The organism is Streptomyces sp. NBC_00872, from assembly GCF_045161915.1.
Lineage (GTDB): Bacteria > Actinomycetota > Actinomycetes > Streptomycetales > Streptomycetaceae > Streptomyces.
Genome location: NZ_CP108806.1, coordinates 1,325,712 through 1,339,091, shown reverse-complemented (window position 1 = coordinate 1,339,091; position 13,380 = coordinate 1,325,712). Strand labels below are relative to the sequence as shown.

At 70.5% G+C, this 13,380-nt stretch carries 16 protein-coding genes and 1 pseudogene; 6 read left to right on the top strand and 11 right to left on the bottom strand.

Features of this window, described 5'->3' with window-relative positions; all coding sequences use genetic code 11:
- Positions 1-78: 78 nt before the first annotated feature.
- Positions 79-270 (top strand): hypothetical protein, encoded by a 192-nt coding sequence (locus OG214_RS05645; protein ID WP_363083153.1) that lies wholly within the window; start codon positions 79-81, stop codon positions 268-270.
- A gap of 97 nt (positions 271-367) precedes the next feature.
- Entirely contained in the window at positions 368-1,939 is a 1,572-nt protein-coding gene (locus OG214_RS05640; protein ID WP_405983990.1) for an aKG-HExxH-type peptide beta-hydroxylase, read from the top strand.
- 119 nt (positions 1,940-2,058) lie between these two features.
- Here OG214_RS05640 and OG214_RS05635 read toward each other — a convergent pair whose 3' ends face one another.
- From OG214_RS05635 to OG214_RS05625, 3 genes are all read right to left on the bottom strand, one after another.
- Positions 2,059-2,805: a LuxR C-terminal-related transcriptional regulator gene (locus tag OG214_RS05635; RefSeq protein ID WP_405983989.1), complete on the bottom strand. Its 747-nt coding sequence runs from the start codon at positions 2,803-2,805 to the stop codon at positions 2,059-2,061.
- Positions 2,806-2,871: 66 nt separating this feature from the next.
- Positions 2,872-3,240 carry a hypothetical protein gene (locus OG214_RS05630; RefSeq protein WP_405987716.1) on the bottom strand — a complete coding sequence of 123 codons (369 nt, stop codon included), beginning with the start codon at positions 3,238-3,240 and terminating at the stop codon, positions 2,872-2,874.
- Complete coding sequence (locus tag OG214_RS05625) at positions 3,152-3,484, bottom strand: HGxxPAAW family protein (protein WP_405983988.1); 333 nt, start codon at positions 3,482-3,484, stop codon at positions 3,152-3,154. The genes OG214_RS05630 and OG214_RS05625 overlap by 89 nt, the downstream gene beginning before the upstream one ends.
- A 78-nt stretch (positions 3,485-3,562) precedes the next feature.
- Between OG214_RS05625 and OG214_RS05620 the strand changes: the two genes are divergently transcribed.
- Entirely contained in the window at positions 3,563-4,030 is a 468-nt protein-coding gene (locus tag OG214_RS05620) for a MarR family winged helix-turn-helix transcriptional regulator (RefSeq protein ID WP_405983987.1), read from the top strand.
- A gap of 250 nt (positions 4,031-4,280) precedes the next feature.
- Here OG214_RS05620 and OG214_RS05615 read toward each other — a convergent pair whose 3' ends face one another.
- The 3 genes and pseudogenes from OG214_RS05615 to OG214_RS05605 all read right to left on the bottom strand — a co-directional run bounded on the left by OG214_RS05615 (position 4,281) and on the right by OG214_RS05605 (position 6,145).
- Entirely contained in the window at positions 4,281-4,787 is a 507-nt protein-coding gene (locus OG214_RS05615; RefSeq protein ID WP_405983986.1) for a DUF6624 domain-containing protein, read from the bottom strand.
- A 70-nt stretch (positions 4,788-4,857) separates the two neighbouring features.
- Positions 4,858-5,178, bottom strand: a pseudogene (locus OG214_RS05610) (hypothetical protein); the annotation flags it as partial.
- A gap of 265 nt (positions 5,179-5,443) precedes the next feature.
- Positions 5,444-6,145: a TetR/AcrR family transcriptional regulator gene (locus tag OG214_RS05605; RefSeq protein WP_405983985.1), complete on the bottom strand. Its 702-nt coding sequence runs from the start codon at positions 6,143-6,145 to the stop codon at positions 5,444-5,446.
- An 87-nt stretch (positions 6,146-6,232) separates the two neighbouring features.
- Between OG214_RS05605 and OG214_RS05600 the strand changes: the two genes are divergently transcribed.
- Complete coding sequence (locus tag OG214_RS05600) at positions 6,233-7,135, top strand: aldo/keto reductase (protein WP_405983984.1); 903 nt, start codon at positions 6,233-6,235, stop codon at positions 7,133-7,135.
- Positions 7,136-7,228: 93 nt separating this feature from the next.
- Here OG214_RS05600 and OG214_RS05595 read toward each other — a convergent pair whose 3' ends face one another.
- The 4 genes from OG214_RS05595 to OG214_RS05580 all read right to left on the bottom strand — a co-directional run bounded on the left by OG214_RS05595 (position 7,229) and on the right by OG214_RS05580 (position 9,322).
- Positions 7,229-7,411, bottom strand: coding sequence for a hypothetical protein (locus OG214_RS05595; RefSeq protein WP_405983983.1), 183 nt, complete (start codon positions 7,409-7,411; stop codon positions 7,229-7,231).
- A 40-nt stretch (positions 7,412-7,451) separates the two neighbouring features.
- Positions 7,452-7,712 (bottom strand): hypothetical protein, encoded by a 261-nt coding sequence (locus OG214_RS05590; RefSeq protein ID WP_405983982.1) that lies wholly within the window; start codon positions 7,710-7,712, stop codon positions 7,452-7,454.
- Between the two features lie 194 nt (positions 7,713-7,906).
- On the bottom strand, positions 7,907-8,830 hold the full coding sequence (locus OG214_RS05585; protein WP_405983981.1) for an NADP-dependent oxidoreductase: 924 nt from the start codon (positions 8,828-8,830) through the stop codon (positions 7,907-7,909).
- A gap of 3 nt (positions 8,831-8,833) precedes the next feature.
- The gene (locus OG214_RS05580) at positions 8,834-9,322 is read right to left on the bottom strand and encodes a nuclear transport factor 2 family protein (RefSeq protein ID WP_405983980.1); all 489 of its coding nucleotides are present in this window, start codon (positions 9,320-9,322) and stop codon (positions 8,834-8,836) included.
- Positions 9,323-9,483: 161 nt separating this feature from the next.
- On the opposite strand from OG214_RS05580, the gene OG214_RS05575 reads away from it, so the two are divergent.
- On the top strand, positions 9,484-10,314 hold the full coding sequence (locus OG214_RS05575) for a LysR family transcriptional regulator (protein ID WP_405983979.1): 831 nt from the start codon (positions 9,484-9,486) through the stop codon (positions 10,312-10,314).
- 120 nt (positions 10,315-10,434) lie between these two features.
- Here the strand turns inward: OG214_RS05575 and OG214_RS05570 are convergent, their stop codons facing one another.
- Positions 10,435-11,580, bottom strand: a complete 1,146-nt coding sequence (locus OG214_RS05570) for a magnesium and cobalt transport protein CorA (RefSeq protein ID WP_405983978.1) — start codon at positions 11,578-11,580, stop codon at positions 10,435-10,437.
- A 620-nt stretch (positions 11,581-12,200) separates the two neighbouring features.
- On the opposite strand from OG214_RS05570, the gene OG214_RS05565 reads away from it, so the two are divergent.
- Complete coding sequence (locus tag OG214_RS05565; RefSeq protein WP_405983977.1) at positions 12,201-13,355, top strand: site-2 protease family protein; 1,155 nt, start codon at positions 12,201-12,203, stop codon at positions 13,353-13,355.
- The last annotated feature ends 25 nt before the right edge of the window (positions 13,356-13,380 follow it).

Genomic DNA, 13,380 nt, shown 5'->3' with positions numbered 1-13,380 from the left:
ACCGGCGGGCCGCGGGACAACATTCGGGACAACGGTCCCATCAGTGCGGGACACGGGGTGCCGGAGAATGATGCGCCCGTGGCGAAGCCTGCCCGGGACCGCTTCGCGCACCAACGACCGAAGGGACTGGACATGCTGGTAGACCACATTGAGATCCCCGAACTGGCTCCGGACGCTTACCTCGACGACGAGGCGTCGGAGGTCGCCACCGACGCGCCGGAGGAGCGCGCCTGGCTCCCCTCCTACCAGGCGGCCCTGACGACCGTCTGACGTACGGCGCTTCCGGTCCGGCACCGGGCCGCAGAAGGGCCCGGTGCCGGTGTTCCACGTCCAGGTTCGCTGTCTGACCCCGAAGGACGGTCCGTCGTTGTCCGCATTGTCTTCCGCCGGCGCGTCCGCCACCGACGTGGTGGCCCAGGCCGACACGCTGCTCTGCGCCGACCGGCAGTTCGGCGACTCCGCCGCCATCGGCGAGCGCAACCTCGCCCGGTTCCGGCTGGGCCTGACCATGCTGGCGCGGCATGACGGCGAAGGGGAGAAGGCGCTGCGGGCGGTGGCCGCGGCGGCCGACGAACACCTTCGTCCGCTGCTGTACGACCCGGTGCTGCGCAACTGCTTCGAGGTGGACCTCGTACGACTGGAGAGCGGCCGGCTCGGGCGCAGTTCGTTCGCCCATATGAGCGGTTACGCGGCCGGCGCCACGGCGGCCGGCGCCACGGCGGGCGCACCGTCCTCCACGGGAACGGGCCCCTGCGAAGCGCTCACCCGTCCGCACCGGCCTGCCTGGCCCGGTCTCGGGGACGCCTGGATAATGACCGAACCGGCACCGCGTGACAGTGCGCAGGAGACGCTGGCCGGGCGCCTCATGGAGCTGTACCGGGACGCGCTCGGCGACATCCGGGCGGCGGGACCGGTCGATCCGACGGACGATGTCCGTGCCGTCCTGAGGGAGGGCGCGGAACTCCTAGCGACGCTGCTGCCGTCCGCGGGGGCGGGTGTACTCGGGCACGTCACCATGGTCGGGTTCACCCACAGGGAGAGCGAGGAGGGTCCCCTCCAGTCCATGTCCGGCGGCGATCCGCTCCCTTCCACGGTGCTGCTGGCGCCCGAACGCTGCACTTCCCCGTGGCTCGCCGCGGAGAGCTTGCTCCACGAGGGAGCCCACCTCAAACTCTTCGACGCGCTCCGGACTGGCGCCCTGGTCGCGAACCCCAACGAGCGTGTCCCGATTCCGTGGCGGATCGGCAGGTGGACGCTCATCCGCGTGTTCGTGGCCCTGCACTTCTATGTGCATCTGCTGGTCTTCCGGGCCGCCGCGGCCACCGCGGGCGAAGCGGTCCGTGAGAGGTTCGGGCCGCCCCCTTCGGCCGAGGAACTGGACGAGCCCAGCCCCGGCACCCCCGCCGCCCGGAGCGGGGAATACCGGACCAGCGCGGAACGGGCCCGCTATCTCGCGGAGTGCGTGCTGTCCCTGCCGGACCACGCGCTGACCGAGAACGGGCACCGGTTCGCCCGCTGGCTCCTCACCGTGCTCCGCCTGGTGGACGACGACGCGCCTCAGCCCCCTGACCGGACGACGGCGCGGACGACGGCGCGGATTCCGACGCGGACCACGGCGCTGACCCGTCGCGCCGACCCGTCGCCGGTGCCGGGGGTTCCCACGGAGGGTGCTCTCCAGCAGGCCAGGCCGGTGGACGCTTGCGCCCTGCCCGGCCTGGGGCAACTCGTCGTCAGTACCGCGGGGTCGGCCCGGATGCACTGGCTGAACGCGCGCTCGTGGACGGTCTACTCCCTTTGCGACGGGCGCGACTTCGGCTCGGTGTGCACGGCGTACGCCCGCGCGGCCGGTCTCCCGGCCGGCTCGGAGGAGACCGGGCGACAGGTGGGCGAGAGTCTGCGCCGGCTCCTGGACGCCGGTCTCGTCACCCACAGCGGATAGCGCTCCAGCGGACAACGCTCCCGCTCAGGAACGCTCCCGCTCAGGAACACTCCCGCTCCGGTCGGACCGTCGCAGGTCGCCGGTACGGGTACGGGCCTCGCCGCTGCTCCGGCCACGGGCTACGCCCCGGCGAGGCCCGTACTCGTACCCGTACCCCGACCCATACCCGTCCCCGCGTCCGTACCCGTGCCGGGGCCGGTGGCTTCCAGGCCGGCCAGCCGTGCGGAGACGATCGCCTCCAGCCGACTGGAGACATGGATCTTCGGCAGGATGGCCGAGACGTAATTACGCACGGTCTTCTCCGATATGAACAGTTCCTGGGCGATGCGACGGTTCCCGTAGCCGAGCGAGACCAGCCGCAGAACCTCCCGCTCCCGGTTCGTGAGCGCGGGGAACGGGAGCCTCCCACGGGATTCCGCCAGGCGCACCAGGAGGGCGGAGAGTTCACCACCGGTCCGCGGGCCCAGCATGACGTATCCGCGGTGCACGGCCCGCACCGTACGCAGCAGATCCACCGTCTCCGTGTTCTTGAGCAGATAGCCCGTGGCCCCCGCCATCAGTGTGGTCAGCAGCAGGCCGTCGTCGTCGTGCTCGGGGGACACCGCGGCGACCAGCCGGGCCGCCGGATGCTGCCGGCGCAGCCGTTCGAGCAGTCCGACCCCGGCGCGACCGGGCAGATCGAGGTCGACGATGACCACGTCGGGCTTCGCCTCCCGGACCGCCCGCTCGCCCAGGTGCGGGTCCCGTGTCCCCGTGGCGACGGTGATCCCGCCGCTTTCGAGCGCGGAGCGTAAGCCGTCCAGAACCAGGGGGATGCTCTCTATCACCACCACACGGATACCGCTGTCCCGTAACGCGTCGGCCATTGACCCCATCCTCGCACTCGGGCCGGTGCGAGGCATGACGCAGCGCCCTTCCTCGCACCATCTTGATCAAGATTCCCGTGAAAGCGTAAACGCCTGCCGGACGGGCCAGTTGGTACCAGGCGACCGGGGCCCGTCGGGCACCCCCGGGCCTGCTGTGAAAGTCACCGCCGTGCGCGTTCCCACGGACGGTTCGGCGGGCTTGCCGATCACGATCACGATCGCGTTCGTGCCGTGGACATACCCGTGGACCAGGTAGTGGTCGAGGGACTTGGCGGCCCCCAGCAGCGACGGATCGTTGAGTGCGGCATCGGAACACAACACGGACAGCGTCGCGGCCGGGTCGGCGTCAGGCCGGGCCGGACGCGGGTCCTTGTCCGTACCCACTGCCGCGCCGTCCTGCCAGTCGGCATCCGCGGCAGTTCGTGTGTCCCTCACGCGCGGAGTGGTCCCGCACTGTGAGTCCCCGCTGTTCGGGGCTTCGCGGGTTGGGCGGCTTGCCCCAACCCGCGAGATGCAGGCCCCATGTGATCAGCACCGCCGCCACCAGGGCTATTAGTCCCAACCAGATTCCCGGGCGCCAGCCGATGACGCCGACACCGATGGCCAGGGTCCCGACCGTGGCGACGGCGGACCCGGCCCATCCCGCGATGGTGTGCCCCTCGTCGTGGTGTCCACTCACGTACCTGCCTCCCAACACCCTTGGCCCTTATGATGACTTAGCAAGTGAGGAATTTATCTTACGTACTAAGGAATATCAATGGAGGGCAAGCACCGCCCCACCGCCTCCGCCGCGGATGCGATCGGCGCGCTGGACGATCTCGTCGCGACGAACCTCGTCGGCCGTCAGGAGTTCGCCCGGAATCTGGGGCTGAGTGTCAAGGACCTCGTCTGCTTCGCGCATGTCCTGGAGGCCGACGGCGCCCCGGTCACCGCCGGCGACCTGGCCGGGCGCGCACACGTCACGACGGGCGCGGTGACCGGCATCCTCAACCGCCTGGAGCGCGGAGGCTTCGTGGTCCGCAACGCGGACCCCGCCGACCGGCGCCGGGTGCGTGTCACCGCGGTCCCAGCCGCCGCCGAGCGGGTGCGGGTCGTCTACGGGCCGTACTACACGTTGCTCGCCGAGCTCTGCGCGGACTACTCGCCGGACGAGATCGCCGTACTCACCGACTGGCTCACGCGCGCCGGGGCGCTGGCGCGCACATACCTGGAGGAGTCGTGTTAAGGCGTAGGGGCGGTGGCGGTGCCGCGTGAGGCTTCGTCCGGAGCCGACGTGAGTGGCGCAGGCCGCAGGGGGGCTGCCCGCGGTCGGTCACCGGCGCACACCGGGTCTGGGGCGCGAGGGGTCGCCACTCTCGCCGGGCCGAGCGTCACCAGGTACACGTTGCTGGAGCTGGCTAGGGCCTGTCCGGCGGATCATTGCGCGGCGGGTGAGCCGGGGCAGTGATCCACCGGACACGGCTGGGAACGGGGCGTCAGGCCATGGGGAACTTGGCGACGTACTCGTCGAAGGACTCGATGCCGACCTCCGCACGGAGTTCATCCACGCGCTCGGGCTCTTCGCAGGGCCATGGAACCGGTGCCCCGTCCTTCACGCCGGCGATCTGGGTGCCGTAGACCTGCTTACGGCCCTCATTGACCAGCGTGCGGTCGTGCAGAAAGGCCAGCTCGCGCGGGCTGGCCGAGCCTGCCGCCACCGCCTGCCGCATCAACTGGAGGGCACGACGCTGCACGTTGAGCTGCCGGTCGGCGTGCTGAGCGATCAGCCATGCCGCGCGTGCGGCCTCCTCGCCGACCCGTTCCGCTGTCGGCCAGCCGTACTCATCCATGATCTCGCCGAGCCGGTCACCGTGCCGTGCGGTCAGCTGCCGCCAGGCCAGCTGCTCGGCGGGGTCATCGCTGTTCGCGCGGACTGCGGACCGGTGATCGGCCGCAGCCATGTCCGTGAGTTCCACCGCCAGCGCGGCAATGTCGTGCGCCACTCTCAACTCCCAGGTCGGATCCGTGCTTTGTGTCCGCCGCAAGACTAGAGGCGCAAATCCGGCGTAAAGATCATTCCGGAGAACGGTGACAGGCACCTACCCGCGCGGGGATAATGGATCTACCCCCGAAGCCAGAGAGCCGGATGGCTGCGACGGTCACGGTGCCCTGAAAGACATAGGCGCGCTTGTCGAACCTCGTGGCCACGGCACGGAAGTTCTTGAGGGCGTTGATCGTCCGCTCAACTTCGTTCCTGCGCTTGTAGATCGACTTGTCGAAGCCGACGGGCCGGCCTCCATCGCTACCGCGGCGCTTTCGGCTGGCCCGCTGGTTTGCGGGTTCAGGGATGGTGTGTTTGATCTGCCGCCTGCGCGGGTGGCGGCGGTTACGGCTCCGGGCGGACGACGTCACTGTGAAGACACGGCCTGGCGGGCGGGCAGCGGTTGTCCGCAACGAGGCTGCGCACGATCTTCTGGCCCAAGCCCTGACCGGTCGCCATCGAAGGAGGCGTGCTTGACAAGCTGACCGCGCCTCCCTGGTCAGGGAGTTGGCGCGTTCGGCGCGCTTCGCGGTCCCGCACTGAGCGATCAGTGCGAGGGCGAGAGCGGTCTGTCCAGCGAATCGAGGACGCGCCGGACAGGCCGTGTGACCGTTCGGGTCAGCGGGCGAGCTGGTGGAGCCAGTCGCGGAGGAGGGCGGTTTCGGTCGGGCGGAGGGGGAGGGCGGTCCCGTCCTCGGTGGTGAGGGCGGCATCGAGGGCGAGGGCCCGGGAGGCGAGGCCCGGGTCCGCGGCCGGAGGCGGGTCGGTGGTGAGGGACACGACGAGGGTGTCGCGCATTCTCGTGGAGATCTCCGGGTCGCGGTCCTCGGCGGGGACGCCGATCAGCGACAGGGTGACGCCGGTGACGGCTGCCAGCAGGAGGCGGGCGGCGAGGGCGGGCGGGACCCGGAGACGGCCGGCGGCGGCGGCGCGGTCGAGGAACCTCAGCAGGAGATCGTTGGCCTCGTCGGCGGCGGGCGGACGGCGGCCGGGGCGATCGGTGCCGTACATCAGCAGGTAGAACGCGGGGTGGCGCAGGCCGAAGTCGACATGGATGTCCCAGCCGCGGCGCATGTCGTCGACCGGGTCGTCGGTGTGCGCCAGAGTGTGCTTCTCGGCCAGGTAGATGTCGAAGGCGTGGATGGCCAGGGCCGAGAGGAGGCCGTCCTTGTCGCCGAAGAGCTGGTAGAGGGAGGCGGCGCGGATACCGGCCGCCGCGGCGACCGACCTGGTGGAGACCGCCTGGGCGCCCTCGCGTTCGAGAATGCCGGCCGCCACCTCAAGGATCTGCCGCCTGGTACGGGTCTTCGCGTCGTCCACGGTTGCGATGCTACGGCATTTCGCGTATCACTGAGACAGGCAGTGCTACGCATATCAGCGTGGCAGTGATACATCGAGGAGAAGCCAGTGAATCGTGTCGGATACGGCGCCATGCAGCTCGCCGGGCCGAACGTATGGGGGCCGCCGAGCGACCCCGAGTCGGCGCGACGGGTACTGCGCCAGGCGGTCGAGCTGGGAGTCACGTTCTTCGACACCGCGAACGCGTACGGGCCGCGTACGGTGAACCGGCTGATCGGGGAGGCACTGCGGCCGTTCCCCGAGGGGGTGACCGTCGGCAACAAGGTCGGCGCCGGGCGCGGTCCGGACGGCTCGTGGATCATCACCGACCACCCGGACACGGTCCGCCGGCAGGTTCACGAGGCCCTGGCCGACCTGGGTACGGAGACGAGCGAGCTGACGTACCTGCGGCTCGGCGGCGACGGTCCGGCACCGCGGAGCGACGTGCCGCTGGAGGATTCACTCGGCGTGCTCGTCGAGCTGCGCGACCAGGGTCTCATCCGCCGCATCGGTCTGTCCGGCGCGTCGCCGCGGATGCTGGCCCGCGCGCAGAAGATGACGCCGATCGCGGCCGTGCAGAACCGTTTCAACCTGCTCGACCGCAGCGGCGTCCAGGTCCTCGCCGACTGCGAGGCGCAGGACATCATGTTCGTCCCCTACTTCCCGCTGGCCTCCGGGCAGCTCGCCGGCTACGACGAGCTGACAGGCCCCGCGCGGCGCCTCGGCGCGACGCCGGCCCAGGTCGCGCTGGCCTGGCTGCTGCGCCGTTCCCCCGCCATGGTCGTCATCCCCGGCACGACGAACCCCGATCACCTGCGCGCCAACATCGCCGCGTCCGAGGTCGCCGAGAACCTGACCGACGCGGAGGTGGCCCGCCTCACCGGCCTCGTCGACGAGTCGAAGGCCGTCATCGACCAGCCGCACCAGTCCACGCTCGACGCGCTCAGTTCCCTTGCGGAGAGCCACGGCTGAGCAACGGCTCAACGGGCGGCGGCCATCTCGCCGGGTTGTTCCGACGCCCGCCTCGACGGTCGGGCTTCGACGGATGCGGTTGCCGACCGACGGTCACCCTCCACGAAGCCAGGCGAAGGACCTGCCGCAGCAGGGCCACGGCCACAGCAGGGCCACGGCCTCGATCTCACGGATCCGCGCGGGGGCGTCTGTGGTCCAGGCGGCCCGGCGCGGAGTCAGGGCGTCCTGGCGGAAGACCTGTGCGAGCCGCTCCCGCTTGGTCTTCGAGCGCGGCACCGTCCAGGTGCCAACGCGCGGACCGTACCGCTCGGCGAATTCAGCGACATCGATCTGTCCGGCCGGCCGGGCGAGGGCCGCGACGGGCCAGACTCTCCCGGGCGGCCGGGACGCTCTCCCCGGCCGGCTCCAGGCGGTTCAGGTTACGGACCGCGCTGACGCCCTTGGCGTTCTTGGCGGAGATGTCCACCCTGCCCCGCGGAGTGAAGCGCTCGGACAGGGATGTGCCGTCCCGGTGATCGGTGTCGCGCACGTACCGCACCAGGATCTGCTGGACGTCGGCACTCGCGGAGATCGGCATGTGAGTCCGTCCGAAGGACAGCGACCACGTGCCGCGGTCGGGTTACCGGGTGCTGATCGACTACGCGCCTGGGGCACCCCGGACGCGCGGCGCCCCGCGGCGCGGTTGTCGGAGCGTCGAAGGGGGAGCCGAAGAGGAGGTGTGCCGAAGCGGGGGAGAGCGAGGTGCGATCGGGGCGGGGCCGGGGCGGTGGCTCAGCCGATCTTGAGGATGACCTTGCCGGTGATGTTCCCGGCGGCGAAGGCGCGCTGTGCCTCGGCGGCCTTCTCCAGGGGGAAGACCGCCCCGACGCGTACGGTGAGCAGGCCGGCCTCGGCCAGCGCGGTGACCGCGGTGAGGTCGGCGTGTTCCATGCGGGCGAAGACGTCCGTGGAGCCGGGGACGCCGGGATCGGCGATGGACGCGAGCCTGGCCCCCGGTCGTGCGGCCGCCGCCGACGCGGCGAGGGTGCCACGGCCGATCGTGTCGAACATGGCGTCCACACCGTTCGGGACCAGACCGAGCACCTGGCCGGTCAGGCCCTCGCCGTACGCGACGGTTTCGGCGCCGATCGTACGTAGGTAGTCGTGATCGTCGGGTGAGCCGGCACCGATGACACGAGCGCCTTGGGCCTTCGCGATCTGCACGGCAACGGATCCCACGCCGCCGGCGGCCCCGTGCACGAGGACGTTCTCGCCCGGTTGCACCGCGAGTGCGTGTCTCACGCCCTGGTAGGCGGTCAGCCCAGCCAGTGGCAGACCCGCAGCTTCGCTGAAGGACATGGTGCTCGGCTTGTGCGCGACGGTGCGCACGTCCGCGGAGACCAATTCGGCGAAGCCGCCGTGCGCTCGCTGCACATCACCGCGGATGTACGCGATCACCTCGTCGCCCGGCGCGAACTCCGCCGCTCCGGGCCCGGAGCGCTCCACCACACCGGCGATGTCCCAGCCGGGCACCACCGGGAAGAACGTTTCCACCGCCTTGTCCAGAGCTCCGGCTTGGATGGCTGCGTCCGCGCGGTTCAGCCCGGCGGCCTTGACCCGGATCAGCACCGAGTCCACGTGGGTCTTCGGCTCGGGCAGTTCGGTGACTTCCAGGACTTCCGGTCCGCCGTAGCGGCGGTACACAACGGCCTTCATGTCTCAGGCCCCCGGGATCGCGATGGGCATGTCCATCAGCACGCGGTGCTTGACGATCTTCCACTCGCCGTCCACCCGGCGCAGATCAGTGTCGTAATACCCGGACTCGATCGGCCGGACGGTGCCCTGGGCACCGGAGACCCCGGCCGGCCAGCCCTCGGCCGGGTGCGCGGAGGCCCGCACGCTGTAGACGATGAACTGGGCGTTCAGGTGGGCGTGGTCGCCGTCGACGTCGATGATGTGGTCCTGTGTGGTGTGGTGACTGGAGCCGCCCTCCGGGTGCGCGGACATGAAGTTCGTGACCGCGTATTCCACGCCCGCCCCGCCGATCAGGGGCTCACCGAACGGCTCGTAGCTGTCGGGGCCGGTCCTGGTGTAGATCTGCACGACTGCGTCGTCGGTGAACAAGCCACCCTGTGTCTTGCCGTCGCGCCGGTCCGTCGCACGGACGTAGCGGGCCAGGACTTCCTGGACCTCGCGCTCGTCGCTCATGAGAGTGGTTTCCTTTCGTCGTCGCATCTGGAACCGCAGCGGTTTCCCGGTGTAGCGCCCTCCCGCGGGGAACGAACCCCTCAGCAGCCGCTGTCTCCATCCGACCAGGGTGCTGCTCGGGGAGCCATGACTGTTTCCGTCCATGGCGATACCCTGAGGGTATGGATCGACTGGAGACCCGAGAGCTCGTCTACTTTGTCGCGGTGGCTGAGGAACTGCACTTCAGCCGGGCGGCGGAGCGGTTGGGCATCGCTCAGCCGCCGCTGTCCCGGGCGGTTTCCCGGCTGGAGCGCCGTATGGGGGCGCGTCTCCTGGAGCGTACGAGCCGCCATGTGGAACTCACGGCCGCGGGCTCTGTCTTCCTCGACGAGTGCCGCCGCCTGCTCCTGGATCTGGACGCCGCGGTGCTCCGTACCCAGCGGGCGGTCCGTCCCTCACGGCTCGTCCTCGCGGTCCGCCCCGGCACCGGCTCCGGCCTGCTCGCGCAGGTCCTGCGGTCCCACGACAGTGCCGAACCCGAACTCGTCTTCACCCATGACGGGGCGGGCGCCCTGCGCGACGGAACGGCCGACGTCGCCCTGCTGTGCACGGACAGCGACGACCTCACGAGCCTGCGGACCACCGAGGTCGCGGAGGAATTCCCCGTCGCCCTCCTGCCGCGCGATCACCGTCTCGCGCGCTGTGCGGCGATGACCACCGCCGAACTCCGCCAGGAACCGGCCTATCAGGACCAGTGCCCGCCGATGGGCCTGGACGAGGTCCTCGACCGGGTCGCACTCGGCCGGCTCGTCACCGTCGTCGGCTCGTCCGTCGCCGACCGCCTGACGCGGGAGGTGATCGCCGTCCCCGTGACGGATCTGCCCACGACGACGCTGGCTCTCGGCTGGCTCCCACAGAACTCACGGCCTGAGATCGCCTCCTTCGCCCGCACCGTACAGCGCATCGCCGCCGATCGCGGCCGCACTCGGCTGCTCGGCCAGCCGGCCTCGTAAGCCCGGCGACGGGCCGCCCGCGCTTGAAGTACACGTGCTCGGGACGGTCAGCCGGCCTGTTGGCTCTGGCCTGTTGGCTTTGGGCTGTTGGCTTTGGGCTGTTGGCTCTGGAGGGGTTGCTCAGAGCCAGTCCCGCCGTTTGAAGATGACGTACAGACTGGTGCAGACGACCGCCATCAGGAGGATGGCGAAGGGGTATCCGAGTACCCAGTGCAACTCCGGCATGTGTCTGAAGTTCATGCCGTAGATGGTCCCGACCAGGGTCGGGGCGAAGAGGATCGCCGCCCAGGAGGAGATTTTTTTGATCTCCTCGTTCTGTGCGTGGCTGGCTCGGGCCAGCAGTCTCATCTCCTCGTTCTGCTGCTGGGCGACGAGGGTGGCGTTGACGGCGAGGATGTCCTGGAGCGCCAGCCGGAAGCCGTCGACGCGTTCGGTGACGTGAGTGGAGTGGTCGGCGACATCGCGCAGATAGCGGCGGAGCTCCTCGTCGATGCCGTACTTCTCGAATCCGGCGGTCAGCCCTTCCAGGATCCTCGTCAGGGGGCGGGTGGCGCGCTGGAACTCCACCACCTCCCGGGAGAGTTCGTAGATACGGCGGGACACCTGCGGGTCGCCGCTGAAGACCTCGGTCTCGATCTCGTCCACGTCGTTCTCCACACCGGCCACCACCGGCGCGTAGCCGTCGACGACCGCGTCGAGGATCGCGTACAGCACCGCTTCGGGGCCGCGCTTGAGCAGATCCGGGGTGTCCTCCATACGGCGGCGCACCGACGCCAGATCCGGAGCGGCGCCATGGCGGACGGTGATCACGAAATCGGGTCCGACGAAGAGGTGCAGCTCGCCGAAGTCGACCTCTTCGGCGTCGTCCAGATAGCGGGCGGCGCGCAGCACCACGAACAGGGTGTCCCCGTAGCGTTCCAGCTTGGGGCGCTGGTGTGCCTCCAAGGCGTCCTCGACCGCGAGGGGATGCAGATCGAACTCTTCGGCGACGGAGAGCAACTCGGCCTCGCTCGGCCGGTGCAGGCCGATCCACGCCATGCCGCCGTCCGTCTCACGGAGCTCCTGGAAGGTCTCGGCGAGCGAGTCGTACGTGTTGGTACGGCAGCCGTCGCAGTAGACGGCGGCGGCGATCACGCTGCTTCCACGGGGCGACGGTTCCCCGTCCGGCGCGGACGCGCCCGGCTTTTCGGTGGCGGGACCGGGCTCGGCGGGGCGCTTGGCCGGTTTCTTGAACGCGCGCAGGGCGCGCAGACGACGTTCGGACATGACGCAATCCTCCGCAGGCGGAAAGGAGAGGGCGCTGGGGAACGCGCGCGGGCACTCCGCGGACGCCGCCTGCGGATCCGGACAGGGCGAAGCTTGCCGGGAGAGGCACTAGAACAGCCCGGTCGGGGCGGCGTCCCACGGGGCGCGACGGGGAGGTTCACCACTCATCGTGGTCTCACCTGCCTTTCGGTACGCGAGGGACGGGGCCTCTGAGCAGGCTATACCCGCCGGACCGCGCCGGACCGCGCCGGACCGCGCCGAGGCCGTCCGGCAGCGGGGCGACGGCGGACAGCGGATGGAGGCTCGGGCGGGGTGCGCGGCAGGACGCCCGGCGCGGTGCCGGGCGGGGGTGCCGGGCGGCTGCCTGGCCCGGGTACCCGGCGCGTGCCGGACGGGACGCCGGGACGGGGCGGTGTCTGGAGTGGCGCCCTGAAGTCCGGCGTCGTTGACTGGTGGGAAAGTGCCCGTCGGCGTTCCAGGGCCCCCGGGCAGTACACGCGGCGCGACCGGAGCCGGCCGGTATCCCGTCCGGGACGTTCACAGCGCTCTCCGCCTTTCCGCCTTCCGCTCTCCGCACCAACCGACAGAGCGGTGACCACAACTGACAGAGGGAGAACGCAGTGCGGGCGACATTCTCACTGGGACGGATCGCCGGAGTCCGGATCGGGGTCCACTGGAGCGTCCTGGTCATCTTCGTACTCATCGCACTGGGCCTGGCGGAGGGGCGTTTCCCACAGGTCTATCCCGGCCACGCGGTGGGGCTGTACTGGGTGGCCGCACTGATCACCTCCCTGCTCTTCTTCGCCTCACTCCTCGCCCATGAACTCGCCCACGCCGTCGTGGCCCGGCACAACGGCGTACAGGTCGACGACATCGTCCTGTGGCTGCTCGGCGGTGTGGCACGGCTCAGGTCGGAGGCGTCGGACCCCGGAGCCGAACTCCGTATCGCCGGTGTCGGCCCGCTGGTGAGCCTCGTGCTCGGCGGTCTGTTCGCTCTGTGCACATGGCTCCTCCTTGTCGGGGACGTCCCGCGGCTGATCGTGGAGGCGGCGGCCTGGCTGGCGGCCATCAACGTCCTTCTCGCCGTGTTCAACTCCATCCCCGCCGCCCCTCTGGACGGCGGACGTCTGCTGCGGGCGCTGCTGTGGTGGCGTACGGGCGACCGGTTGCGGGCGACGGCGGGAGCCACCGCGGCCGGGCGGGTCTTCGGCTGGCTGCTGGTGGTGGCGGGGTTCGCCCTGTTCATCGCGACCCGGGCCTTCGGCGGTCTCTGGCTCGCGCTGATCGGCTGGTTCCTGATCACGGCCGCCACCGCCGAAGGCCGGCAGGCGCAGGTGAGGGGTGTCCTCTCCGGCGTTCCCGTACGACAGGCCATGACACCGGATCCCGTCACCGCGCCCGCCGGGCTGACCGTGGCGCGGTTTCTCACCGACCCCCGCTACCGCTACCGGTACTCGGCCTTCCCGGTGACGGACGCGGCCGGTGACGCGGCGGGACTGATCACCCTGGAGCGCGCCCGCCACACACCGGAGGACCAACGGGAGTCCGCGACCGTCAAGGAGGTGATGCTGCCCCTGACGGACGTCACCACCGCGGGAGCGGACGACCCGCTGGCGGATCTGCTGCCGCGTATGCGGCCCGGCGCCGAGAACCGGGTCCTGGTGCTGGACGGCCGCAGAATCCTCGGCATCGTCTCCTCCTCCGACATCAGCCGTACGGTCTCGCGGCTGATCGCCGCGAAGCACCACCGGGTGGACTGGGGTGACCGTCGATGAAGCCTCCGTGGCACCCGCTGGGCAC

Coding starts and splice junctions, on each gene's coding strand:
- OG214_RS05635 (WP_405983989.1), bottom strand. CDS start 2,805: ATGGCCGACGCGTTACGGGACAGCGGTATCCGTGTGGTGGTGATAGAG.
- OG214_RS05620 (WP_405983987.1), top strand. CDS start 3,563: ATGGAGGGCAAGCACCGCCCCACCGCCTCCGCCGCGGATGCGATCGGC.
- OG214_RS05590 (WP_405983982.1), bottom strand. CDS start 7,712: ATGCCGATCTCCGCGAGTGCCGACGTCCAGCAGATCCTGGTGCGGTAC.
- OG214_RS05585 (WP_405983981.1), bottom strand. CDS start 8,830: ATGAAGGCCGTTGTGTACCGCCGCTACGGCGGACCGGAAGTCCTGGAA.
- OG214_RS05580 (WP_405983980.1), bottom strand. CDS start 9,322: ATGAGCGACGAGCGCGAGGTCCAGGAAGTCCTGGCCCGCTACGTCCGT.
- OG214_RS05575 (WP_405983979.1), top strand. CDS start 9,484: ATGGATCGACTGGAGACCCGAGAGCTCGTCTACTTTGTCGCGGTGGCT.
- OG214_RS05570 (WP_405983978.1), bottom strand. CDS start 11,580: ATGTCCGAACGTCGTCTGCGCGCCCTGCGCGCGTTCAAGAAACCGGCC.